26 protein-coding genes, 1 tRNA gene and 1 rRNA gene are annotated in these 23157 nt (G+C 55.3%); 13 read left to right on the top strand and 15 right to left on the bottom strand.

The genetic code is table 11. The features are described from left to right. Nucleotides 1-5: 5 nt before the first annotated feature. A 5S ribosomal RNA gene (gene rrf / locus ACMWLG_RS16445) occupies nucleotides 6-121 on the top strand. A 233-nt stretch (nucleotides 122-354) separates the two neighbouring features. Here rrf and ACMWLG_RS16440 read toward each other — a convergent pair. Then, nucleotides 355-430, bottom strand: a tRNA-Phe gene (locus ACMWLG_RS16440). 169 nt (nucleotides 431-599) lie between these two features. Between ACMWLG_RS16440 and ACMWLG_RS16435 the strand changes: the two genes are divergently transcribed. Together ACMWLG_RS16435 and ACMWLG_RS16430 are read left to right on the top strand one after the other, a co-directional pair. Further along, a complete protein-coding gene (locus tag ACMWLG_RS16435) occupies nucleotides 600-1445 on the top strand; it encodes an AraC family transcriptional regulator (protein WP_045404827.1) in 846 nt (281 codons plus the stop codon). 36 nt (nucleotides 1446-1481) lie between these two features. Next, complete coding sequence (locus ACMWLG_RS16430; RefSeq protein WP_045404826.1) at nucleotides 1482-2072, top strand: LysE family translocator; 591 nt, start codon at nucleotides 1482-1484, stop codon at nucleotides 2070-2072. Here the strand turns inward: ACMWLG_RS16430 and ACMWLG_RS16425 are convergent. The 5 genes from ACMWLG_RS16425 to aspA all read right to left on the bottom strand — a co-directional run bounded on the left by ACMWLG_RS16425 (nucleotide 2069) and on the right by aspA (nucleotide 7651). Continuing rightward, complete coding sequence (locus ACMWLG_RS16425; protein WP_045404825.1) at nucleotides 2069-2644, bottom strand: transcriptional regulator; 576 nt, start codon at nucleotides 2642-2644, stop codon at nucleotides 2069-2071. The genes ACMWLG_RS16430 and ACMWLG_RS16425 overlap by 4 nt on opposite strands. A 49-nt stretch (nucleotides 2645-2693) precedes the next feature. After that, complete coding sequence (locus tag ACMWLG_RS16420) at nucleotides 2694-4385, bottom strand: protein-disulfide reductase DsbD (protein WP_414763008.1); 1692 nt, start codon at nucleotides 4383-4385, stop codon at nucleotides 2694-2696. After that, on the bottom strand, nucleotides 4361-4684 hold the full coding sequence (gene cutA / locus ACMWLG_RS16415) for a divalent cation tolerance protein CutA (protein WP_014168278.1): 324 nt from the start codon (nucleotides 4682-4684) through the stop codon (nucleotides 4361-4363). The genes ACMWLG_RS16420 and cutA overlap by 25 nt, the downstream gene beginning before the upstream one ends. Before the next feature lie 113 nt (nucleotides 4685-4797). Continuing rightward, nucleotides 4798-6099 (bottom strand): anaerobic C4-dicarboxylate transporter, encoded by a 1302-nt coding sequence (locus ACMWLG_RS16410; protein WP_414763007.1) that lies wholly within the window; start codon nucleotides 6097-6099, stop codon nucleotides 4798-4800. A 115-nt stretch (nucleotides 6100-6214) separates the two neighbouring features. After that, nucleotides 6215-7651, bottom strand: coding sequence for an aspartate ammonia-lyase (aspA, locus tag ACMWLG_RS16405; protein ID WP_003855923.1), 1437 nt, complete (start codon nucleotides 7649-7651; stop codon nucleotides 6215-6217). A 335-nt stretch (nucleotides 7652-7986) separates the two neighbouring features. Between aspA and ACMWLG_RS16400 the strand changes: the two genes are divergently transcribed. Beyond that, nucleotides 7987-8451: an FxsA family protein gene (locus tag ACMWLG_RS16400; protein WP_023616652.1), complete on the top strand. Its 465-nt coding sequence runs from the start codon at nucleotides 7987-7989 to the stop codon at nucleotides 8449-8451. A gap of 24 nt (nucleotides 8452-8475) precedes the next feature. Here the strand turns inward: ACMWLG_RS16400 and yjeH are convergent, their stop codons facing one another. Continuing rightward, on the bottom strand, nucleotides 8476-9726 hold the full coding sequence (gene yjeH, locus ACMWLG_RS16395) for an L-methionine/branched-chain amino acid transporter (RefSeq protein ID WP_045404823.1): 1251 nt from the start codon (nucleotides 9724-9726) through the stop codon (nucleotides 8476-8478). Between the two features lie 179 nt (nucleotides 9727-9905). Here yjeH and ACMWLG_RS16390 point away from each other — a divergent pair, with 179 nt between their 5' ends. From ACMWLG_RS16390 to ACMWLG_RS16380, 3 genes are all read left to right on the top strand, one after another. Further along, nucleotides 9906-10199, top strand: a complete 294-nt coding sequence (locus ACMWLG_RS16390; protein WP_003855929.1) for a co-chaperone GroES — start codon at nucleotides 9906-9908, stop codon at nucleotides 10197-10199. A 31-nt stretch (nucleotides 10200-10230) separates the two neighbouring features. Next, nucleotides 10231-11874 carry a chaperonin GroEL gene (groL, locus tag ACMWLG_RS16385; protein ID WP_023310114.1) on the top strand — a complete coding sequence of 548 codons (1644 nt, stop codon included), beginning with the start codon at nucleotides 10231-10233 and terminating at the stop codon, nucleotides 11872-11874. 134 nt (nucleotides 11875-12008) lie between these two features. Next, nucleotides 12009-12362: a DUF4156 domain-containing protein gene (locus tag ACMWLG_RS16380; protein ID WP_023310115.1), complete on the top strand. Its 354-nt coding sequence runs from the start codon at nucleotides 12009-12011 to the stop codon at nucleotides 12360-12362. A gap of 46 nt (nucleotides 12363-12408) precedes the next feature. Here the strand turns inward: ACMWLG_RS16380 and epmB are convergent, their stop codons facing one another. Further along, nucleotides 12409-13437: an EF-P beta-lysylation protein EpmB gene (gene epmB, locus ACMWLG_RS16375; protein ID WP_045404822.1), complete on the bottom strand. Its 1029-nt coding sequence runs from the start codon at nucleotides 13435-13437 to the stop codon at nucleotides 12409-12411. Between the two features lie 40 nt (nucleotides 13438-13477). Here epmB and efp point away from each other — a divergent pair, with 40 nt between their 5' ends. The 3 genes from efp (at nucleotide 13478) to ecnB (ending at nucleotide 14489) form a co-directional block, all read left to right on the top strand. Then, nucleotides 13478-14044 carry an elongation factor P gene (gene efp / locus ACMWLG_RS16370; protein ID WP_008502940.1) on the top strand — a complete coding sequence of 189 codons (567 nt, stop codon included), beginning with the start codon at nucleotides 13478-13480 and terminating at the stop codon, nucleotides 14042-14044. Between the two features lie 58 nt (nucleotides 14045-14102). Then, complete coding sequence (locus ACMWLG_RS16365; RefSeq protein WP_045404821.1) at nucleotides 14103-14234, top strand: entericidin A/B family lipoprotein; 132 nt, start codon at nucleotides 14103-14105, stop codon at nucleotides 14232-14234. A gap of 108 nt (nucleotides 14235-14342) precedes the next feature. Continuing rightward, nucleotides 14343-14489 (top strand): lipoprotein toxin entericidin B, encoded by a 147-nt coding sequence (gene ecnB / locus ACMWLG_RS16360; protein WP_003025482.1) that lies wholly within the window; start codon nucleotides 14343-14345, stop codon nucleotides 14487-14489. 36 nt (nucleotides 14490-14525) lie between these two features. Here ecnB and ACMWLG_RS16355 read toward each other — a convergent pair whose 3' ends face one another. Continuing rightward, nucleotides 14526-15125, bottom strand: a complete 600-nt coding sequence (locus tag ACMWLG_RS16355) for a helix-turn-helix transcriptional regulator (protein WP_023310118.1) — start codon at nucleotides 15123-15125, stop codon at nucleotides 14526-14528. A gap of 261 nt (nucleotides 15126-15386) precedes the next feature. On the opposite strand from ACMWLG_RS16355, the gene sugE reads away from it, so the two are divergent. Further along, nucleotides 15387-15704 carry a quaternary ammonium compound efflux SMR transporter SugE gene (gene sugE, locus ACMWLG_RS16350; protein ID WP_008502938.1) on the top strand — a complete coding sequence of 106 codons (318 nt, stop codon included), beginning with the start codon at nucleotides 15387-15389 and terminating at the stop codon, nucleotides 15702-15704. Here sugE and ACMWLG_RS16345 read toward each other — a convergent pair. Beyond that, the gene (locus ACMWLG_RS16345) at nucleotides 15701-16231 is read right to left on the bottom strand and encodes a lipocalin family protein (protein ID WP_023310119.1); all 531 of its coding nucleotides are present in this window, start codon (nucleotides 16229-16231) and stop codon (nucleotides 15701-15703) included. The two genes, sugE and ACMWLG_RS16345, sit on opposite strands and share 4 nt — an antisense overlap. A 137-nt stretch (nucleotides 16232-16368) precedes the next feature. Beyond that, complete coding sequence (gene blaACT / locus ACMWLG_RS16340) at nucleotides 16369-17511, bottom strand: ACT family cephalosporin-hydrolyzing class C beta-lactamase (protein ID WP_045404828.1); 1143 nt, start codon at nucleotides 17509-17511, stop codon at nucleotides 16369-16371. Nucleotides 17512-17643: 132 nt separating this feature from the next. Between blaACT and ampR the strand changes: the two genes are divergently transcribed. Next, entirely contained in the window at nucleotides 17644-18519 is an 876-nt protein-coding gene (gene ampR, locus ACMWLG_RS16335) for a LysR family transcriptional regulator AmpR (RefSeq protein WP_023310121.1), read from the top strand. 29 nt (nucleotides 18520-18548) lie between these two features. Here ampR and frdD read toward each other — a convergent pair whose 3' ends face one another. Genes frdD through frdA form a run of 4 tightly spaced genes read right to left on the bottom strand, consistent with a single transcriptional unit; the run spans nucleotide 18549 to nucleotide 21842 of the window. Next, nucleotides 18549-18908, bottom strand: a complete 360-nt coding sequence (gene frdD, locus ACMWLG_RS16330) for a fumarate reductase subunit FrdD (RefSeq protein ID WP_023310122.1) — start codon at nucleotides 18906-18908, stop codon at nucleotides 18549-18551. 10 nt (nucleotides 18909-18918) lie between these two features. Further along, nucleotides 18919-19314 (bottom strand): fumarate reductase subunit FrdC, encoded by a 396-nt coding sequence (frdC, locus tag ACMWLG_RS16325; protein WP_023310123.1) that lies wholly within the window; start codon nucleotides 19312-19314, stop codon nucleotides 18919-18921. A gap of 10 nt (nucleotides 19315-19324) precedes the next feature. Continuing rightward, entirely contained in the window at nucleotides 19325-20059 is a 735-nt protein-coding gene (locus ACMWLG_RS16320) for a succinate dehydrogenase/fumarate reductase iron-sulfur subunit (protein ID WP_023310124.1), read from the bottom strand. Continuing rightward, on the bottom strand, nucleotides 20052-21842 hold the full coding sequence (gene frdA / locus ACMWLG_RS16315; protein WP_023310125.1) for a fumarate reductase (quinol) flavoprotein subunit: 1791 nt from the start codon (nucleotides 21840-21842) through the stop codon (nucleotides 20052-20054). Before frdA ends, ACMWLG_RS16320 begins: the two co-directional genes overlap by 8 nt. Before the next feature lie 310 nt (nucleotides 21843-22152). On the opposite strand from frdA, the gene epmA reads away from it, so the two are divergent. After that, a complete protein-coding gene (epmA, locus tag ACMWLG_RS16310; protein ID WP_045404820.1) occupies nucleotides 22153-23130 on the top strand; it encodes an elongation factor P--(R)-beta-lysine ligase in 978 nt (325 codons plus the stop codon). Nucleotides 23131-23157 lie beyond the last annotated feature (27 nt).

Genomic DNA, 23157 nt, shown 5'->3' with positions numbered 1-23157 from the left:
ATTTGCCTGGCGGCTTTAGCGCGGTGGTCCCACCTGACCCCATGCCGAACTCAGAAGTGAAACGCCGTAGCGCCGATGGTAGTGTGGGGTCTCCCCATGTGAGAGTAGGGAACTGCCAGGCATCAAATAGAAAAACCCCGCACCGTAAGGTGCGGGGTTTTTTGCTTTGTGCGCAGAAAAGTCCGTTGGCGCTGTGCTTGCCGGGCCTGCGGGCTCAGTAGACCGAAAAAGGCAAAGCCGCCATCCGGCAACGCAGACGCACGATCACACGGCAAAGAGAAACAGGAATACAAAGATGGGATGTATAAACGCAGAAAAGCAAAAACCCAGCCTATGGCTGGGTTCTTTAAATAGTGGTGCCCGGACTCGGAATCGAACCAAGGACACGGGGATTTTCAATCCCCTGCTCTACCGACTGAGCTATCCGGGCAACGGAGCGCATTAAACCGCAATCACGCTCGATCGTCAACATTATTTCGGGAAAAGCTGTTCGACTGCTTAAGTTTGCGGCAATCTGTCCGCTTTCGCCGTGAAAATGCACAAATCTTCCAGACATAACCAGTGTAATACGGCAATGCTGATAGCAAGAGGAGGGCAGTATGGCAAATGACTGGCTTGAACTGCGTCAGCATACAGAAACGGGTATTGAGACGATTAAAGCGCATTTCGAAGGGCATGCCTTTGATCCGCACTGGCACGATAGCTATCTGGTAGGGATAACCCTCTCTGGCACGCAGCAGTTTCACTGCCGCCGTGAGCGTCATCGTAGCCAGCCGGGTGACGCATTTCTCCTCGAGCCTGGCGAGATCCACGACGGTGATGCGCCTGTAGAGGGCGGCTTTACCTATTTGACCTTCTATCTTGATGAGCGCTGGCTTACCCGTGCGCTACAGGGGCTTTACGAATCTACTCCAGGGAGTTATTCACTCCACTTTGCCCAAACGCTGACGCGGGAGCCGCAGCTGGTGCGCGCTATCGGTGAGACATTTTCCACCCTGCATAATGACGAGATGAAAATCGTTCAGCAGAGCACAATGGATAATCTGCTCTCCCGGATCACCGCCCACTGCCACTGGCGTAAGAAACTGCCGTCGCAGTTACAAAGCGCTGCCGTGGCGCATCGTGCGCGCGACTATCTCTATGCCCATATCGGTGAGAACGTGGGGCTGTCAGATCTTGCGCGCGAGACGGGCACAGATCGCTTTACCCTGACGCGCTGTTTTAAGCGCGAGTTCAACCTGGCGCCACACGCATGGCTTATTCAGCTTCGTCTGGCAAAGGCCCGACAGCTGCTGGCGCGTGGCGACCAGCCCGTTGATGTGGCTGCCGCAGTGGGATTTGCCGATCAAAGCCATCTGGGGCGTTGGTTTCAGCGTGCTTACCGCATCTCTCCTGCACACTACCGACGGTTGTGCACAAACCTTCCAGACGTTTCCAAAAAATAACGGCACATTCATGGCTCTAATAAAAAGGAGCCACCTGTGAGTTTGATACCCTTTCTGTTGTTCGCATTTGTCGCCTCCATTACGCCGGGGCCGACCAATATTCTCGTGCTGACGAACAGCCAGCACTTTGGCGTAAAAAATACCGTACCTGCTATTCTGGGCGGGTGTATCGCGGCCAGTGCGATCGTGCTGGTATCCGGCGCGGGCGCGGGGGAAGTGCTGCGTCAGTACCCTCTGATACGTCAGATAATGAGCTGGACAGGCGTGCTGTGGCTAAGCTGGATGAGCTGGCAGCTGTTTCGTGCCCCGGCTGCCCGTCTCTCCGCTGAGCACCGTATCCGATTCACCGCTCAGGCGGCGGCGCTGCTGCAGATCGTGAACCCCAAAACCTGGATGATGGCGCTGGCCGTCGTCAGCCTGTTTACGCCTGCTGGCGACCATGCATTGCGGGATATTGCGCTAATGGCGCTATGGTTTCTGCTGATCTCAATAGTCTGCTTGATGTGCTGGGCGTGGCTGGGTAAAGCGGTGAACCGAATTTTTCGCACCACCGTGGCGATGGTGCGGTTTCAGCGTCTGATGGCGCTGTGTCTGCTCATCTCCGCCTGGGCGGGCATGCTGGCTTAGGTCAGCGCTCCACCCATTCTGCATTGGGCAAAGCGTAGAATATCTTCCGCCAGGCGGTGCGCCGTATCCACATCTGCCTGGCTACGGTTCACCAGCATGCGGCTGAGGCAACCTTCCAGCACCAGCTCCATCTGTTTAGCCACCATCGCAGGGTCATCGACTTCCAGCGTGGTCAGCAGCTCGTGGGTGAAGTCATGCGCCGCCCGTTTTTGCTGCTCCGCCAACTGGTGGATAGGATGGCCTGGGTCGGGAAAATAAGTGCAGGCGGCGATGAACAGACAACCCGGGTAGCGGTTGTTGCTGACGCATTCCGTCAGCGCGGTATAGCGCGCCAGCAGCTTTTGCTCCGCGGTCAGTTCTTCATTCAGCATCAGCTGTCTGCGCCAGATATCAACCTGCTGGCTGAGATAGCGCAGGGCATCATAGAGTAGCGCCTCTTTATCCGGCCAGAAGCGCTTAAGTTCATCCAGAGGATAATCGATACGGTCGGCTACCATCTCAAGCGTGGTGCTGGCGATCCCTTGAATCTCAAGTAGTTGCAGGACTTGTCCCAGTACGTCTTCACGTTGCACGGTTATCTCCTCCGCTATTCCCAACGGTTTGTCCCGTTTAAAGTGTTGTTTACGGTTGGCGATTGCGCAAATGCGCGCTAAATGCGGCAGCATCCATAAACCCGGTTACACGCTGCTCAGGCTGCTCATGGCCCTGTTGATTGAAGAACAGAATGGTTGGCAGCCCGAGTACGTTAAGCTGCTTCAGCAGAGCCTTATCCTGCGCATTATTGGCGGTCACGTTAGCCTGGAGCAAAACGGTCTCTTTCAGGGCGCTTTGCACCTGTGGATCGCTAAAAGTATATTTTTCAAACTCTTTGCAGGTGACACACCAGTCGGCATAGAGATCGAGCATCACCGGTTTGCCTTTCGCCTCTGCCAGGGCGCTATTAAGTTCATCCACGTTTTTAATCTGGGTGAAGTTCAGATGCGCTTGCATCTGACCCACCGGTGTGCCGAACGCCCAGTCCTGCAGAGGGCGTACGCTCACCAGCGCGGCAGCCAGCAGCAGGATTTGCACCAGGCGCATCCATGGCTTCTTCGCCCCCAGGCTGAAGATAAACGCCCATGTAAAGAACGCTACGCCGAGCATCGCCCACAGGCGCAAACCCCAGGCGTCGCCGATGATACGCTCAAGGAGGAACACCGGCAGCGCGAGGATGACAAAGCCAAATGCGGTTTTCACCGTCTCCATCCACGGGCCGCTCTTCGGCAGAAGTCGATTACCGAAAACCGTGACCAGAATCAGCGGCAGGCCCATGCCCAGGGCATACAGGTACAACGTTCCGCCGCCGAGCCACATGTTACCGCTCTGGGCGATATAGAGCAGGATGGCGCTCAGCGGCGCGGTGGTGCAGGGAGAGCATATCAGCCCAGCAATGGCACCCATCGCGAACACGCCGCCTGCGGAGCCGCCCTGCTGACGGTTGCTCATCAGCGTTAAGCGAGTCTGCAAAGCCGACGGTAGCTGCAGGGTAAACAGGCCGAACATCGACAGTGCCAGCAGGATGAAGACCGCCGACAGGCCAATAAGGACGTAAGGATGCTGCAGTGCGGCCTGGAACTGTAACCCGGCAGCGGCAACCACGAGGCCGAGCGCCGTGTAGGTTAGCGCCATTCCCTGCACGTATATAAAAGCCAGCAGCAGCGCGCGGGCGGTAGAAAGACGCTGTTTGCCGCCCAGCACGATGCCAGAGATGAGCGGATACATCGGCAACACGCACGGCGTAAAGGCAATGCCGATACCAATCAGTAAAGCCCACAACGCTGAGAACGGAAGGTCAGCGCTGTCGTTGGTTTTCTCAACAGAGGGGACCGGCGTTACAGCAGCAGTCGCTTTCACTTCGCTAAGCGGCACGACTTTCGTTTCCGGCGGATAGCAGAATCCCGCGTCCGCGCACCCCTGGTAGGTCACCGTCAGCGTTGCACCTTTATCGGCCTGATTCACCGTCACGGGCACGCTTAAGCGCTGGCGGTAGATTTCACTCTTGCCGTAGAACTCGTCCTCGTGCCACTCGCCTGCGGGCAACTGTAATGCGCCTACGTTTGCCTGGGCAGGGGTAATGCTCACCTGCTTGCGGTAGAGGTAATAGCCCTCTTTCACCTGCCAGGTAAGACTGAGATCGTGCTGGTTTTGCTGAAAGTCGAAAACGAACGCCCGGTCGGCAGGAATAAAGTTCGAACGGCCGGGCGCGTCAAACAACCCGGCAAAAGCTGACGTGCTGCACAGCAGCAGGATCAGCGTAAGGAAGCGTTGAGCCATGAGAGATAGTCGTTATCGCCGTGGACCACTGGCAGCACCAGCAGTTCCGGAGTTTGGTAAGGATGATGAGATTTGAGGCAGTCCAGGAGAGCCTGCTGATTCGCCAGATTGGTTTTGAGCAACATCTGGACTTCGTACTCTTGCTCCAGCTTGCCTTCCCAGTAATAAAGGGAGGTGGCACCGGGGAGGAGCGTCACGCAGGCTGCCAGTTTTTCTGCCAGCACTTTGGCGGCGAGATCCTGGGCAGAGGCTTCATCAGGGGCGGTACACAGTACGACAACAGCATCAGGCGTGTTCACAAGTCGACCTCCTCATCACGAAAGGCTTCACTATATCACGCAAGGCGGTTGGTCATTAATGAAACGGGCCGCAGAGCGGCCCGATTTTAACTATTTTTACAACCACTCACCGTTTACAGCACCACGCCGCCAATGATAAAGCCGAGGATCACGCAAAGTGAAATGGCGACCACGCCCGGGATCAGGAACGAGTGGTTAAACACATACTTACCGATACGTGTTGAGCCGGTGTCGTCCATCTCCACCGCCGCCAGCAGGGTTGGGTAGGTTGGCAGAACGAACAGGGCGGAAACCGCCGCGAAAGAGGCAATCGCCGTCAGTGGCGTAACGCCCAGCATCAGTGCCGCAGGCATCAACGCTTTTGTGGTCGCCGCCTGGGAGTAAAGCAGGGTAGCGGCAAAGAACAGCACCACCGCCAGCAGCCACGGGTAGTTGTGCAGCAGGTCGCCTGCTACGGTCTGAATGTCGCTGATGTGCGCTTTCACGAAGGTATCACCAAGCCAGGCTACGCCGAGGACGCACACGCAGGCGCTCATACCTGATTTGAAGGTGCTGGCGTTCAGCACTTCGCTGGTGTCGATTTTACAGGTGATGCTAATCAGCGTCGCGATGGTCAGCATAAACACCACAATCGCTTCGTTACGCGGCAGGACCGGGTTCTGGATCAGGCCCACGGTGTCGCTGATGGCGGTCGCGTAGAACATCACCGCGACAATACCGATCAGAAACAGCAGCACGGAACGTTTTGCGTGCGGCTTCAGCTCGAAGACCTGGCTGCCGCGCAGCCTCACTTCACCCTTGGCAAGGCGTTCCTGGTAAACCGGATCGTCTTTCAGTTCGGCGCCGAGGAAGTTACACAGCACGGCAGTGATCATCACCGCGATCAGCGTCACCGGGATACAGATCGCCAGCAGCGTCAGGTAGCTCACGCCCATCGGCTCAAGGATACCGGCGAAGAAGACCACCGCAGCGGAAATCGGTGAGGCGGTAATCGCAATCTGGGACGCGACGACGGCAATAGAGAGCGGACGAGACGGACGGATACCCTGCTCTTTCGCCACTTCGGTAATCACCGGCAGCGTAGAGAAGGCGGTGTGGCCCGTACCGGCGAGAATGGTCATAAACCAGGTCACCAGCGGGGCAAGGAAGGTAATGTATTTTGGATGGCGGCGCAGCATACGCTCCGCCAGGCTGACCAGGTAGTCCATACCGCCTGCCACCTGCATGGCGGCGATAGCGGCAATAACTGCCATGATGATTTCGATAACGTCGAACGGGATTGCGCCGGGTTTAATCTGAAAGATAAGGGTAAGAACGAGCACCCCGAGACCGCCGGCAAAACCGATGCCGATACCCCCGAGTCTTGCTCCCAAATAAATCGCCAACAAGACGATGACGAGTTCTGCTCCAAACATAAGGACCTGCCTTGCTTATTAACAAGTTGATATTGAATTGTTGTATTTAGGTAACGCCTAAAAAGAAAAAAGGCACGTCACAAGTGACGTGCCTTAAGAAGCCTAGCCAGAACGGTTACTGTTCGCTTTCATCGGTATATCGTTTCGCTTTATATGCCGGGTGCATCAGGTTCTGGGCCGAGAAGATATCGTCCAGCTCAGCTTCGGTCAACAGCCCGCGCTCCAGCACCACTTCACGTACGCTCTTACCGGTTTCGGCGCAAATCTTACCGACGATATCACCGTTGTGGTGACCGATGAACGGGTTGAGGTAGGTGACGATCCCGATGGAGTTGTAGACATAACCCTCACAGACTTCTTTATTCGCCGTGATGCCGTTAATGCATTTTTCCAGCAGGTTGTAGCAGGCGTTGGTCAGGATGTGGATGGATTCAAACATCGCCTGGCCAATCACTGGCTCCATCACGTTCAGCTGCAGCTGACCCGCTTCAGAGGCCATGGTCACGGTCGTATCGTTACCGATGACTTTGAAGCAAACCTGGTTCACCACTTCTGGCACCACCGGGTTCACCTTGGCTGGCATGATGGATGAACCGGCCTGCAGCTCTGGCAGGTTAATTTCATTCAGGCCAGCGCGCGGACCGGAAGAGAGCAGGCGCAGGTCGTTACAGATTTTGGACAGTTTCACCGCCAGACGTTTCAGGGCGCTGTGTACCATGACGTAGGCGCCGCAGTCGGAGGTGGCTTCGATCAGGTCTTCTGCAGGCACAACCGGCAGGTTAGAGACTTCAGCCAGCTTCTGTACCGCCAGCTGCTGATAGCCATCCGGGGTGTTCAGACGGGTACCGATGGCGGTGGCGCCCAGGTTCACTTCCAGCAGCAGCTCGGAGGTGCGCAGAAGGTTTTTGGTCTCTTCGTTCAGCAGTACGTTAAACGCGTGGAATTCCTGGCCGAGCGTCATCGGCACCGCGTCCTGCAGCTGGGTACGACCCATTTTCAGGATGTCCTGGAACTCAACCGCTTTACGCTGGAAGCCATCACCCAGCTGGTTGATCGCATCCACCAGTTTCACCACTGAGGCATACACCGCGATACGGAAGCCGGTAGGGTAGGCGTCGTTAGTAGACTGGCATTTGTTTACGTGATCGTTCGGGTTCAGGTACTGGTATTCACCTTTCTGGTGACCCATCAGCTCCAGGCCAATGTTTGCCAGTACTTCGTTGGTATTCATGTTGACGGAGGTGCCCGCGCCGCCCTGATAGACGTCAACCGGGAACTGGTCCATGCATTTGCCGTTGTTCAGCACTTCATCGCAGGCTGCGATAATCGCATTTGCCGCGCTTTTAGGAATGGTTTGCAGCTCTTTGTTGGCCAGTGCTGCGGCTTTCTTCACCATCACCATGCCACGGACAAACTCAGGGATGTCGCTGATTTTGCTGTTGCTGATGTAGAAGTTTTCAATCGCTCTCAGAGTGTGGACACCGTAGTAGGCATCCGCTGGAACTTCCCTGGTACCCAACAAGTCTTCTTCGATACGAATGTTGTTTAACATGTGAACCTTCTTTTCAAGCTGCCGATGGATTGTACTAAACACACAGTATTTATGTGGTTTTGAATATTTTCTGACCGACGATTATTCCCTCAATCAGCCAGATGCTCGAGATCATATGCTGATGATAGCGAATTGCCGTAAGCTGGATCACTTATTATCGAGCCGATTCCATGATAATTATTAATCTGTGAAATGGGTCACCGCTTTAAAATTTCCAAAAAAAATATCCGTGCAAACTGATTGAATTTTCGCTAACCGTCACCATCTCATACAAACGCGCGTCGCGAACACATTCAGACAGGGGCCCTATGGCCTCTGCCACACAGGAGATGCCAGTGCGCTGGATACCGTTTATTGCTTTCTTTCTCTATGTTTACATTGAAATTTCCATTTTCATCCAGGTTGCCCATGTGCTGGGCGTCCTGCTGACGCTGATTCTGGTGATTTTCACCTCCGTCATCGGCATGTCGCTGGTGCGTAATCAGGGTTTCAAAAATTTCCTGATAATGCAGCAGAAGATGGCCGCAGGGGAAAGCCCGGCGGAAGAGATGATCAAAAGCGTGTCGTTGATTATTGCGGGGCTGCTGCTGATCCTGCCGGGGTTCTTCACTGACTTCCTCGGCCTGCTGCTGCTTCTGCCGCCGGTGCAAAAACACCTGACCATGAAGCTGCTGCCGCATCTGCGCTTTAGCCGTATGCCGGGCGGCGGGTTCAGCACCGGGCCGGGCGATACCTTTGAAGGGGAGTATCAGCGTAAGGATGAACAGCACGACCGTTTAGATCATAAAGACGATCGGTGATTTTGTTGCCCGGTGGCGCTTCGCCTACCGGGCCTCCGGGAGCGCACCGCGCTTCGGCAAAAACACCCACAGCCCTGCCAGCATGATAATCGCGTACAGACTCTTCCATCCCACCATCGCCAGCAACAGCAGGCAAAGCAAACCCCCGACGACCGCCAGAGCTTTATAGCGACCTTTCAGCAAACGACATCCCGCCAGCATGCACAGCAGGTAGATCATGATGAAAATGCCGTTGGCGTAGACGATCAGCGCGTCCAGATTAATCTTCAGTGCGTAAATACACAGCGTGCTCACCGCGCAGCAGCCCAGTACGGTATTCAGGGCATTCAGCGGAAGCTGGCGTTTAGACAGGCGCGCGAGGCGATTCTCAGGTTTGTCGAGCGCCTGCGACCAAACCAGCCGGGCAAAGCTCTGGATATAAATATTGAGGCTGGCAAAACAGGCGAGATAGCCGATGACACAGGCGATCCACAGCGCCTTCACGCCGAACAGTTCCACCACGATACCCGGCAGCGATGCCGCGGCGGCGAGATCCGCTCCGAACGCGTGGAAGTGTAAGACCAGCACGGTACATGCCCAATAGACCGTACCTGCCAGCAGCAGGCCTATCATCAGCGCGCGGGGGAAATCGCGTTCAGGCTGCTTAAATTCAGAGGCCAGATGGGCAAAGGCTTCCAGGCCGACAAAACACCAGAACATGACGGAGAGCGCGGCGAAAAGCTCGGAATCGTCGACGTCTGTCAGCGCAGGGAAGGGAATTTCCTTTATTGTGATATCGCCCGCCCACCAGATTGCGACAACGAGCGCGACAATCAGCACCGCAACCAGCGTCTGCAGGTTGGCGCTGGAGCTGGCGCCTCGAGAACCCACCCACCAGACGATCGCCAGCGTACCCAGTTCGGCCAGCAATAACTGCTCGTTATGCCAGCCAAACAGCGCCTGACCAAAGCCGGTCGCAATATGCAACGCCGCAGGTAGGCCAACCGGAATGACGGAGAGAAACAGCCAGCCGGTGACACGCTGTAGCCGCGGGCGAAAGGCCAGTCCGACAAAGTGCGCCACGCCGCCCGCGCTGGGGAAATGCCGCCCCAGGATGGCAAACACAATGGCTATCGGGAAAACCAATACAATCAGCGCCGGCCACGCCCACAGGCTATTATTTCCAGCCACCAGAGCCGCCAGTGCGGGTACGGCAAACACGCCCGTACCTAACAAGGAGGTTGAGAGCAGTCCGACGCCCTGCGCCAGCCCCAGCTCCTGCTTGAGTCCACTCATTCACATCGCCCTGCCAGTACCAAAAGAGAGGCGATGGTAACACTTTCGCAAATTTTTTTTTCGACTCCCCCTTGAAGGGGGAAAAAGCTATCCCCATCTCTCAGGGCACTAGTCGGAAAACCGCATGCGGGCCGGCGTCATCCATAACTGATAATGACTTTCTCAAAGGAGAGCTATCAATGAGTATTCGTCCGTTACATGATCGTGTGATCGTCAAACGTAAAGAAGTTGAAACCAAGTCTGCTGGCGGCATCGTTCTGACCGGTTCTGCAGCAGCCAAATCAACGCGTGGCGAAATCATCGCTGTCGGTAAGGGCCGCATCCTGGAAAACGGAACTGTGCAGCCACTGGACGTTAAAGTTGGTGACATCGTAATTTTCAACGATGGCTACGGCGTGAAATCCGAGAAGATCGACAATGAAGAAGTGTTGATCATGTCCGAGAGCGACATTCTGGCAATTGTTGAAGCGTAATTTACGCACGAGAATTTGAGGAAATAAGAACATGGCAGCTAAAGACGTAAAATTCGGTAACGACGCTCGTGTAAAAATGCTCCGCGGCGTAAACGTACTGGCAGATGCAGTTAAAGTGACTCTGGGCCCGAAAGGCCGCAACGTAGTGCTGGATAAATCCTTCGGCGCGCCAACCATCACCAAAGATGGTGTTTCTGTAGCACGTGAAATTGAGCTGGAAGACAAGTTCGAAAACATGGGCGCGCAGATGGTGAAAGAAGTTGCCTCTAAAGCAAACGACGCTGCTGGTGACGGTACCACCACCGCGACCGTACTGGCGCAGGCAATCATCACCGAAGGTCTGAAAGCCGTTGCTGCGGGCATGAACCCAATGGATCTGAAACGTGGTATCGACAAAGCTGTCGCCTCCGCTGTTGAAGAGCTGAAAGCACTGTCCGTACCATGCTCTGACTCTAAAGCCATTGCTCAGGTTGGTACTATCTCCGCTAACTCCGATGAAACCGTAGGTAAACTGATCGCTGAAGCGATGGACAAAGTCGGTAAAGAAGGTGTGATCACCGTTGAAGACGGTACCGGTCTGGAAGACGAACTGGACGTGGTTGAAGGTATGCAGTTCGACCGCGGTTACCTGTCCCCATACTTCATCAACAAGCCAGAAACGGGTGCTGTTGAGCTGGAAAGCCCGTTCATCCTGCTGGCTGACAAGAAAATCTCCAACATCCGCGAAATGCTGCCAGTACTGGAAGCCGTTGCGAAAGCAGGCAAGCCTCTGGTTATCATCGCTGAAGATGTTGAAGGCGAAGCGCTGGCGACCCTGGTGGTTAACACCATGCGCGGCATCGTGAAAGTGGCTGCTGTTAAAGCACCTGGCTTCGGCGATCGCCGTAAAGCGATGCTGCAGGATATCGCTACCCTGACCGGCGGTACCGTGATCTCTGAAGAGATCGGTATGGAGCTGGAAAAAGCGACCCTGGAAGACCTGGGCCAGGCGAAACGCGTTGTGATCAACAAAGACACCACCACCATCATCGACGGTGTGGGTGAAGAAGCCGCTATTCAGGGCCGCGTGGGTCAGATCCGTAAGCAGATCGAAGAAGCGACTTCCGATTACGACCGTGAAAAACTGCAGGAGCGCGTAGCGAAACTGGCTGGCGGCGTTGCGGTAATCAAAGTCGGTGCAGCTACCGAAGTTGAAATGAAAGAGAAAAAAGCACGCGTTGACGATGCCCTGCATGCGACCCGTGCAGCGGTAGAAGAAGGCGTGGTTGCTGGTGGTGGTGTTGCGCTGGTGCGTGTTGCCGCTAAACTGGCAGGCCTGACCGCACAGAACGAAGATCAGAACGTGGGTATCAAAGTTGCGCTGCGCGCAATGGAAGCCCCTCTGCGTCAGATCGTTTCTAACGCCGGTGAAGAGCCATCTGTGGTTGCGAACAACGTGAAAGCGGGCGAAGGTAACTACGGTTACAACGCAGCAACTGAAGAATACGGCAACATGATCGACTTCGGTATCCTGGACCCAACGAAAGTGACCCGTTCTGCTCTGCAGTACGCGGCATCTGTCGCTGGCCTGATGATCACCACCGAGTGCATGGTAACCGACCTGCCTAAAGGCGATGCACCTGACTTAGGTGCTGCTGGCATGGGCGGCATGGGCGGTATGGGCGGCATGATGTAATCGTGCGTTCTACGTCGTAGAATGTGAAAAACCCCCGGGCAGAAATGCTCGGGGGTTTTTCTTTTGGTCATCTTTTAGGTATAAGATTTACACACGGACAACTACTGTCCAGCTTATTGAAAACGAGGAATAACATGCGCGTAAAAGTCTGTGCAGGGATTGTAGGGGCAGCATTGCTGCTGGCGGGTTGTAGCTCCAGCAATGAGCTGTCGGCAGCGGGCCAGGGCGTTCGCTTTGTGGAAGATAAGCCTGGCAGTGAATGCCAGCTGTTAGGCACGGCAACCGGTGAGCAAAGTAACTGGATGTCAGGTCAGCATGGCGAGGAAGGTGGCTCGATGCGCGGTGCGGCGAATGCCCTGCGTAACCAGGCTGCGGCAATGGGCGGTAACGTGATTTACGGCGTGAGCAGCCCAACGCAGAGTATGCTGTCCAGCTTCGTGCCGACCGCCAGCCAGATGAACGGCCAGGTCTACAAGTGCCCGAACTGATTGCCTTTTCCCTCTCCCTGTGGGAGAGGGTTAGGGTGAGGGGAAACTAGTGCTGCCGCAGCTGCAAATCCAGCGGCGTCTTGCTCGGCTCTCCGCCAATCTCGCGTGCCAGCTTCGGCACCATATAGCCTGAGACCAGCGTTAACAGTTCGCGCATAATCTGCCGGGCTTCTTCATCCGTCACCATGAAATGGGCCGCGCCCTGAACGCGATCCAGCACGTGCAGGTAATAGGGCATCACGCCCGCATCAAACAGGGCATTGCTCAGGTCAGCCAGCACGCGGGCGCTGTCGTTCACGCCGCGCAGCAGCACGCTCTGGTTCAGCAGCGTCACGCCCGCTTTACGCAGACGCGCCATCGCCGCGCGAAAGTCATCGTCAATTTCGTTCGCGTGGTTGATATGGTTCACCAGCAGCACCTGCAATCTTGACTGCTCCAGGCGTAACACCAGGCCGTCAGTGACACGTGCCGGAATGACAATCGGTAAACGGCTGTGAATACGCAGGCGCTTAATGTGCGGAATGGCTTCAAGCTGGGTCAGCAGCCAGTCCAGCTCATGATCTTTTGCCATCAGCGGGTCACCGCCGGAAAAAATAATCTCATCCAGCTCCGGATGGGCGGCGATATAGTCCAGCGCGACCTGCCAGTTGCGTTTATTGCCCTGGTTTTCGGCATAGGGGAAGTGCCGACGGAAGCAATAACGACAATTTACCGCGCAACCGCCTTTTACCAGCAGCAGGGCGCGGTTGAGATACTTGTGCAGTAAACCCGGCACCACGCTGTTCTGCTCTTCCAGCGGGTCGGTGCTGTATCCCGGCGCGCTGACAAACTCATCATGCGAAGTAAGCGTTTGTTTTAAAAGTGGATCGTCGGGGTTGCCTTTCTCCATTCGCGCCACAAACGCACGGGGAACGCGCAGGGCGAAAAGGCGCTTTGCCTCTCGGCCTGCAAGCAACTCTGGGTGCTGATCGAGGTCTAAAAGACGCAGCAATTCATCAGGACTGGTGATTACATCGGCAAGTTGCGATAACCAATCTTCTCTGGACGGGGTGTTTAGGGTTACAATATGCGCCATTTTGTGGCTTAGCTACCAGTTAACAAATTTAGAGGGCCTTATGGCAACGTACTATAGCAACGATTTTCGTGCTGGTCTTAAAATCATGATGGACGGCGAACCGTACGCGGTTGAAGCCAGCGAATTCGTTAAACCAGGTAAAGGCCAGGCATTCGCACGCGTTAAGCTGCGCCGTCTGCTGACCGGTACCCGTGTTGAGAAAACCTTCAAGTCTACTGACTCCGCTGAAGGCGCTGATGTTGTTGATATGAACCTAACCTATCTGTACAACGACGGTGAGTTCTGGCATTTCATGAACAACTCCACTTTCGAACAGCTGTCTGCTGATGAGAAAGCGGTAGGTGATAGCGCTAAATGGCTGCTGGATCAGGCTGAGTGCATCGTGACCCTGTGGAACGGCCAGCCTATCGCTGTGACCCCACCAAACTTCGTTGAACTGGAAATCGTTGAAACCGATCCAGGTCTGAAAGGTGATACCGCAGGTACCGGTGGTAAACCAGCCAAACTGTCTACCGGCGCAGTGGTTAAAGTTCCACTGTTCGTACAGACTGGCGAAGTGATCAAAGTGGATACCCGCTCCGGCGAATACGTATCCCGCGTGAAGTAATTTACGTCATGATTGAAGGCGCAGCGCCCGCTGCGCCTGATTTTTGCAGGCAGGGATAATGAAACGTACCGTTAAAATTCTGCTTCTGTTAGCGCTTTCCAGTGCATTACTTTCCGGCTGTAACACCACCCGTGGGATGGGACAAGATATCCAGGATCTCGGTCATATCATTTCTCGCGCCGCCAGCTAAGTTCGTCTAATTTTCCTAAAAATACTTCCTTTTCCGTCAACCGGCGGGATCTTGTCTATTCTTAAGTTGCTATACACAAAACAACTTTGGCTATAAAAGGAAGATATTATGGTTAAGAAAACAATTGCAGCGATCTTTTCAGTCCTGGTACTTTCTTCAGTCTTAACAGCCTGTAATACCACGCGTGGCGTCGGTCAGGACATTTCTGAAGGTGGTAGCGCAATCTCTGGTGCGGCAACCAAAGCTCAGCAGTAATTAACATACGGTACGAGACCAGCGGGTTTCGTACCGTCAGCTTTCTGATTCCTGCAGGGATAAGAACGGAGAAAAACGCGTATCCATATGCAATTTCATGCGGATATTGCGTTTATAGGTATACACCGTTTTTCCGTTGATACTCAGGTGAGCGGCAATTTTTTGATTGCTCGCACCGTCCATCCACAATGTCAGCACTTTCTCTTCCTGTCGGGTCAGCAAGGGGGCCGCCGCCGTTGGCCTGTCAGCGCTGGCGCGTGAGATTAATGCGTCGTTGATCGTCGTTGCCACTTCTTCGAGACTGGCGTTTTTCAACAGCGACGACCACACCGGGAACTGTCCGAGCCAGTCGGTCATGCCGCGGTCCTCTCCCGATTGCAGCAAAATAAACGGTAATCGTTCACTGGCACTCAGCAACGACGAGAGCTGCTGAAAATGATGAATATCCTGCCTGAAGCCGTAAAGATCGGCGATAACCAGCGTGGGTTTCCATTGCAGAATGTGCTCCCTGGCAAGGAACAGATTATTTAACCCGGTCACAACGTAGTGTCCCGGGAACAAACCGGAATGATTGAGCCATGCTTCAAACCCTGTGCGGGTGAAGTGACAACGGTCAATCAAAAGAATTTTGAACATATTTTATTCGCAGTCGGCTAGTGGTTTGGCTTCCTGCCATCAGAAAGCACATCATCATAGAGAAGTCGGATGAGTGCTAAATGCCGGAACTACGCGCCATACTGCGGCTATTTCTTGCCTTAACGTGTTCAGCAAAAAATGATTGAAAAAAAATAGCACGCTAACCACAATATGGGGCGTAATCTCTGCCTTACGGGACGACCCGTAAGCGTTTCTTTCACCGGGGACGGCCCCAACTTGTATTAAGTTAAGGAGCCTGAAATGTCCTGGATTATTCTTTTTATTGCTGGCCTGCTCGAAGTGGTATGGGCAATTGGTCTCAAGTACACCCACGGATTTACCCGCCTGACGCCCAGCGTCATAACCGTCACCGCGATGATCGTGAGTATTGTCCTGTTATCCTGGGCAATGCGCTCGCTGCCTGTGGGAACGGCTTATGCCGTCTGGACGGGCATTGGTGCGGTGGGGGCCGCCATCACCGGCATTCTGCTGCTGGGAGAGTCAGCGAGTCTGGCGCGTATCGCCAGCCTCGCCTTGATTGTGGCCGGGATCGTTGGGCTGAAGCTCAGTACCCATTAATGGGGTTGTTTTACCCAAATAAGTTTTGACACATCAAACCCTTGCCGGGTCGCGACGTCCAGCATCTGCTGTTTCATTTCTGACGAAATAGTTGGCGTGCGGGAAAGTATCCACAGATAGTCGCGATCCGGCCCGCAGACCAGCGCGTGACGGTACTCTCTGTCGAGCGCGATCACGTTATAGCCGCCATAAAACGGGCCGAAGAAAGAGACTTTGAGCGCGGCCCGTCGCGGGTCGCCCGTGAAGTACGCTTTCCCAATCGACTGCTGCCACATCTCCCGATCGGGATTATAGCCCCGGTTGATCACCTGAATACCGCCATCATCCATCGGGCTGTAATTCGCAGTGACCTTCTCTAAGCCCTGCTCAAACCGATGGTCGAGGCGCGCGATTTCATACCATGTTCCAAGGAAGCGTTGTGCATCAAAAGGCGAGACGACGGTAACGCCTGGAGGCGGGGTAGGGGAACTGCAGGCAACCACTAAAAACGCGGCTGTCACCGCGGCGATAACAGGCAGAATGCGCATAGGAGTTTCCTTACTGTTTTTTGTTAAGTGTAGATGACGGCAAGAAAAATGTGGTTTTTGTGCGGTGTGTTTCGCCGGGTGGCCACCCTGTGGATTTTGTAGGCCGGGTAAGCGTTAGCGCCACCCGGCAATGTTTACTACAGCGCGCTCAAAATACGGTATGCCGCCTCAACGCGTGCCGGGTTCGGATAGCTTTTATTTGCCAGCATCACAATACCGAGCTGCTTTTCAGGAATAAATGCCACGTAGCTGCCAAACCCGCCGGTAGAGCCTGTTTTATGGACCCAGGATGCATTGACCGGGGGCGCTGGTGGATTCACTTCTCTCGCAGGCAGCGGTGCCAGTGCAACCTTATTGTCGCTACCTTCAACCACGGTTTTGGCATCGACCGGCCAGTTAAGCATTTCCCAGCCTAACCCCTGATACATGGCCCCCACGCGCCAGTAGCGAGACTGCGCCAGGGTAAGGCCTTTCCTGAGTGAATTATCCTGAAGGGAGTCCGGCTTCATGTTGACCATCACCCAGCTTGCCATATCCTGCACGTTGGTTTTTACGCCATAGGCTTCAGCGTCCAGCATTCCTGGCGAAACGTGTATCGCTTTACCGTCGCGGTATCCCCAGGCGTAATGCGCCTCTTCCGCTTTCGGAACGTTAATCCACGTATGGTCCAGCTTGAGCGGCTTAAAGACCCGCGTCGTTATGGCCTGCTCATAGCTCATGCCGGAAGGTTTGACCGCCAGCGCGCCAAAAAGACCGATGCTGGCATTGGCGTAAAGACGCGTGGTGCCCGGCTTCCACTGCGGCTGCCAGTTTTGATAAAAGCGCAACAGAGAGGCGTTATCCGTGACCTCATCCGGTACCTGTAACGGCAAACCTCCTGCGGTATAGGTTGCCAGATCCAGCATGCGGATCCCCTGCCACTGCTTGCCTGTCAGCTCAGGCCAGTATTTTGTCACCGGATCGCCCAGCGATATTTCACCCCGAGCAATGGCATCGCCACCGAGTACGCCGGTGAAGGTTTTACTTATAGAACCCAGTTCGAACAAGGTTTGTGGAGTGACAGGTTTGTTCGCCGCAACATCGGCTTTACCGAAGGTGAAGTAGTGCGGCTGACCCTCATAAATCACCGCCACCGCCATACCCGGAATGGCCTGCGCTTTCATCAGCGGCGTAACGGTCCGCTCCACCACCTCAGCCAGCTGTTTTTCTGACATCGGGGTAGCCAATACCGAGCAGGAGGTGCTGAGCAGCAGGGCGCAGCAAAGGGATTTAGTCATCATCATTTATCTTCCGTAATAGCAGTTCAAGGGAGTGTCCGGGCCCGTCAGACCGCTGTAGTCTGTTGGATTTGACTATGGCTGACAAACGGTTAAATTTAGCATTAGCTGTTAATTTTTCTAACGGACGAGACCATGACGCGCAGCTATCTCCCTCTTAATTCCCTGCGGGCGTTTGAAGCAGCCGCCAGGCATCTCAGTTTTACTCATGCCGCTATCGAGCTGAATGTCACCCATTCCGCGATTAGCCAGCACGTCAAGGCGCTGGAACAGCACCTTAATTGCCAGCTGTTTGTCCGCGTTTCGCGAGGGCTGATGTTGACCACCGAAGGCGAGAATTTGCTGCCGGTGCTGAATGACTCGTTCGATCGCATCGCCGGAATGCTGGATCGTTTTGCCAGCCAGCGCGCTCAGGAGAAGCTCAAAATAGGTGTGGTAGGGACTTTTGCCACGGGTGTTTTATTCTCGCTGCTCGCGGACTTTCGCCGCTGCTATCCGCATATTGATCTTCAGCTTTCCACCCATAACAATCGCGTCGATCCAGCGGCCGAAGGGCTTGATTACACTATTCGCTACGGTGGCGGCGCGTGGCATGGAACCGATGCTGAATTCCTTTGCCCTGCGCCGCTGTCTCCGCTCTGTACACCCGAGATTGCCTCAGTTCTCAAAAGCCCGGCAGATATCCTGAAGTTTACCCTGCTGCGCTCCTACCGGCGCGACGAGTGGGCTGCGTGGATGCAGGCAGCGGGCGAACACTCTCCCTCGCCGACGCACCGGGTGATGGTGTTTGATTCGTCCGTGACCATGCTGGAAGCTGCGCAGGCAGGCGTAGGGATTGCCATTGCGCCTGTCGACATGTTTACCCATTTACTCAGCAGCGAGCGCATCGTACAGCCGTTTGCAACGCAGATTGACCTCGGCAGCTACTGGCTGACAAGGCTACAGTCACGGTCAGAAACGCCCGCAATGCGCGAATTTGCCCAGTGGCTGGTGGGGAAGATGCAGAAATAAAAGGCCCGCCGGATGGCGGGCCAGAAGCGTCAGATGGTGACCACGGCAATCAGCGTCACCACGGTCAGGATGGTCGCCAGACCGTAGAACACCCATTTCCCGCTCGGTACATGAATTTTCAGGTCATGCATCGCATGGTGAATACGGTGCAGGCCACACCACAGCGGCAGGACGATCATCAGGAAGATGAACGCGCGGCCGATAAAGCTGCTCGCGAACGCCAGCACGCGCTCGTAGCTCAGCGCATCGCCCGGGAACAGCCCCAGCGGCAGCATAATGCCGACCAGCAGAATGATGACGGGGGCGATGATGGCACTCCACATGCCGCCTGCGCCAAACAGGCCCCAGAAGACCGGCTCGTCAGAACGTTTTGGATTTGGATTGATCACAGGTGTCTCCTTACCAGAACAATGCGACAAACAGAATGACCACAGTGACCAAAATCGTCACTGCCCAGAGCCCTTTAATCACCGGCTCTGGCCCCATTTTCTCGTCTTTTACGATGATGTTCGCCGCTTTTGGCGCCAGCTCAAACCAGGTTTTGGTGTGAAGCAGCGCGGCCGCGAGCACGATCAGGTTCAGAACAACAACGATCGGGTTTTGCAGGAAACCGACAAAGCTGGCCCAGGCTTCCGGGCCATGCTTGAGGGCAAAAACGCCGTACATCAGCTCAAGACTGAACCAGACCGCCGGTACCGCCGTGCCTTCACGCAGCATGTAGAAGCGATAAAACGGCAGGTTTTTCCACCAGGTGGACGGCACAGGCCGCACATAGGCTTTGCGTTTAGTCGTCATCATGCACTCCTTAGCGTGGTTTCAGGGTAGCGATAAGAAAGTCTTTCGAGCTTTCCACTTTACCCTGTTGAATTGCGGCGGCCGGGTCGACGTGCTTCGGACAAACTTCGGAGCAATAACCCACAAAGGTACAGCTCCAGACGCCGTTCTGGCTGTTAAGCTGCGCCATACGTTCTTTTTTGCCGTGGTCGCGGCTGTCTTCGTTATAGCGGTGCGCCAGGGTAATGGCGGCCGGGCCGATGAACTCCTTGTTCAGGCCAAACTGTGGACAGGCGGCGTAGCACAGGCCGCAGTTGATGCAGCCGGAGAACTGATGGTATTTCGCCATCTGCGCCGGCGTCTGGGTATTCGGCCCCTGATCCGGCGTGCGCGGATTACCGATGATGTACGGCTTAATGGCTTCCAGGCTTTCGATAAAGTGGGTCATATCGACCACCAGATCGCGTTCAATCGGGAAGTTGCCCAGCGCTTCGACCTTAATGCCTTTGGTGTACTCGCGCAGGAAGGTCTTACAGGCCAGCTTCGGCACCTTGTTGACCATCATGCCGCAGGAGCCGCAGATTGCCATACGGCAGGACCAGCGGTAGCTCAGGTCTGGCGCCAGGTTGTCTTTGATATAGCCGAGCGCATCCAGCAGGGAGGTTTGCTCGTCATAAGGGACTTCATAGAAAGCGCTGTGCGGTGCGGCGTCCACTTCCGGATTGTAGCGCACCACTTCAACTTTCATTTTTTGCATCTCAGCCATTCGCCTTCTCCTTCTTCTCGGCGGCTTCTGCTTCTGCACCGTACACGCGTTTAGCCGGCGGCAGCGTAGTGATTTTCACGTCGCTGTAGTCCAGACGTGTGGTGCCATCTGCATCGCGCCAGGCGAGAGTGTGTTTCAGGAAATTGACGTCGTCACGTTCGGTACAGCCTTCGTCCAGACGCTGGTGGGCCCCACGCGACTCTTTACGCGCCAGCGCAGAGTGCGCCATACATTCCGCGACGTTCAGGCCGTGGCCCAGCTCGATGGTGTAGAGCAGGTCGGTGTTGAATACGCTGGAGGTATCGGTGATGCGCACGCGCTTGAAGCGCTCCTGCAGTTCCGCCAGCTTGTCGACGGTTTTTTGCATCAGCTCTGGCGTACGGTAAATACCGCAGCCTTCTTCCATCGACAGGCCCATCTCGTCGCGGATCTTAGACCAGTTCTCGTTACCCTCCTGGTTCACCAGATCTTTCAGGCGTTTTTCAACGTCTGCGACCTGCGCATCCAGCGCGGCACCGTTGGCTTCGCCTGCTGTAGCCGCCCGCTCCATCGCGCGCTCGCCCGCCATGCGGCCAAAGACGACCAGCTCTGCCAGCGAGTTAGACCCGAGACGGTTGGCGCCGTGCAGACCCACGGAGGAACACTCGCCGACGGCGAACAGGCCTTTAATTCGGGTTTCGCACTGCTGGTCGGTTTCGATCCCGCCCATGGTGTAGTGCGCGGTTGGACGCACCGGAATCGGCTCTTTCACCGGGTCGACGCCGACGTAGGCTTTCGCCAGCTCGCAGATGAACGGCAGACGTTCCAGCAGTTTCTTCTCGCCAAGGTGACGCAGGTCGAGATAGACCACATCGCCGCGCGGCGTGGAGATGGTGTTGCCTTTGCGCCACTCGTGCCAGAAGGCCTGAGAGACTTTGTCGCGCGGGCCGAGTTCCATGTATTTGTTCTTCGGCTCGCCGAGCGGGGTTTCCGGGCCCATGCCGTAATCCTGCAGATAGCGATAGCCGTTTTTATTGACCAGAATACCGCCTTCACCGCGGCAGCCTTCCGTCATCAGAATGCCGGAGCCCGGCAGACCGGTTGGGTGATACTGCACGAACTCCATATCGCGCAGCGGTACGCCGTGGCCGAGCGCCATGCCCATGCCGTCACCGGTGACGATGCCGCCGTTGGTGTTGTAGCGATAAACGCGACCCGCACCGCCCGTCGCCATCACTACGGCGTTGGCGCGGATCTGGACGAGCGTGCCTTCCATCATGTTCATCGCCACCAGGCCACGCGCCTGCCCGTCATCAACCAGAATGTCGAGGACGAAATGTTCATCGAAGCGCTGAATTTGTGGGAACTGGAGGGAGGTCTGGAACAGGGTGTGCAGCATGTGGAAGCCGGTTTTATCGGCGGCGAACCAGGTGCGTTCAATCTTCATACCGCCAAAGCGGCGAACGTTGACGCTGCCGTCCGGACGGCGGCTCCACGGACATCCCCACTGTTCAAGCTGGGTCATTTCCGTGGGACAATGGTGCACAAAGTAGTCAACGACATCCTGTTCGCAAAGCCAGTCGCCCCCTGCAACCGTGTCGTGGAAATGGTATTCAAAGCTGTCATGATCCTGCGCAACGGCGGCGGACCCTCCTTCTGCTGCCACTGTGTGACTACGCATTGGATAGACTTTTGAAATCAATGCGATTTTAGCGTTGGGATTAGCTTGTGCTGCAGCAATCGCAGCACGTAATCCAGCCCCGCCAGCGCCTATTACGGCAAGATCGGCTTGAAAAGTTTGCACGACATTCCTCCAGATTTTTGTTATTTCGCAACGCGACAAACTAAAGGTAGTTCACCCGTCCAAAAGGACGATTGCGAAAGCGTTTCCACTGCTCCTTTATGGGTAAAACAGTATAACCGTGTAGATGTCAGGGAAATTTGACGTGTTCGATTTTTTTGCTGTTCTGTACGGCGATTTATCATGAAGATTGATGAAATACGTCACGAAAAAGTTCACCTAAATGAAATGCGCTTTTTTACTGCGCAAAATTTGTCTCTGCCCCTGCTAACGAGTAGACTTCGTGCCCTTGTCTGAAATCGGAGAACAACTCATGAGCGAAACGGCCACCTGGCAGCCGAGCGCATCCATCCCTAATCTGTTAAAACGCGCTGCAATTATGGCGGAGATCCGCCGTTTCTTTGCCGACCGCGGAGTCCTGGAGGTGGAAACGCCGTGCATGAGTCAGGCAACGGTAACGGATATTCATCTGGTGCCGTTTGAAACCCGTTTTGTTGGCCCCGGCCACTCTCAGGGCATGAATTTGTATCTGATGACCAGCCCGGAATACCACATGAAACGCCTGCTGGCGGCGGGATGCGGTCCGGTGTATCAGCTGTGCCGCAGCTTCCGTAATGAAGAGATGGGGCGTCACCACAACCCGGAATTCACCATGCTGGAGTGGTACCGCCCGCATTATGATATGTACCGCCTGATGAATGAGGTGGACGATCTGCTGCAGCAGGTTCTGGAATGCTCGGAAGCCGAAACGCTCTCCTATCAGCAGGCTTTCCAGCGCCATCTGGAAATCGATCCGCTATCGGCTGACAAAACCCAGCTGCGCGAAGTGGCGGCAAAACTGGATTTGAGCAACGTGGCGGATACCGAAGAGGATCGCGACACGCTGCTGCAGCTGCTGTTTACCTTCGGTGTTGAACCGCAGATTGGCAAAGATCGTCCGACGTTTGTCTATCACTTCCCGGCAAGCCAGGCGTCACTGGCGCAGATCAGTACCGAAGATCATCGTGTCGCAGAGCGTTTTGAGGTCTATTACAAAGGCATCGAGCTGGCAAACGGCTTCCACGAACTGACGGATGCCCGCGAGCAGCAGCAGCGCTTCGAGCAGGATAACCGCAAGCGCGCCGCGCGCGGTCTGCCGCAGCAGCCTATTGATGTGAATTTGCTTGAAGCATTAAAAGCGGGCCTGCCGGATTGCTCCGGCGTGGCGCTGGGTGTTGACCGTCTGGTGATGCTGGCCCTGGGCGCAGAGCAGCTTGGCGATGTGATTGCGTTTACCGTAGATCGCGCCTGACGACAGTTAACCCTCTCCCGTGGGAGA

The sequence above is a fragment of the Enterobacter sp. 01-M-02-SI-ECC genome (assembly GCF_047530595.1).
In the GTDB taxonomy this organism is placed as follows: Bacteria; Pseudomonadota; Gammaproteobacteria; order Enterobacterales; family Enterobacteriaceae; genus Enterobacter; species Enterobacter cloacae_M.
Note: the sequence above shows the minus strand (reverse complement) of the source record. Positions and strands in the feature narration are given on the sequence as shown.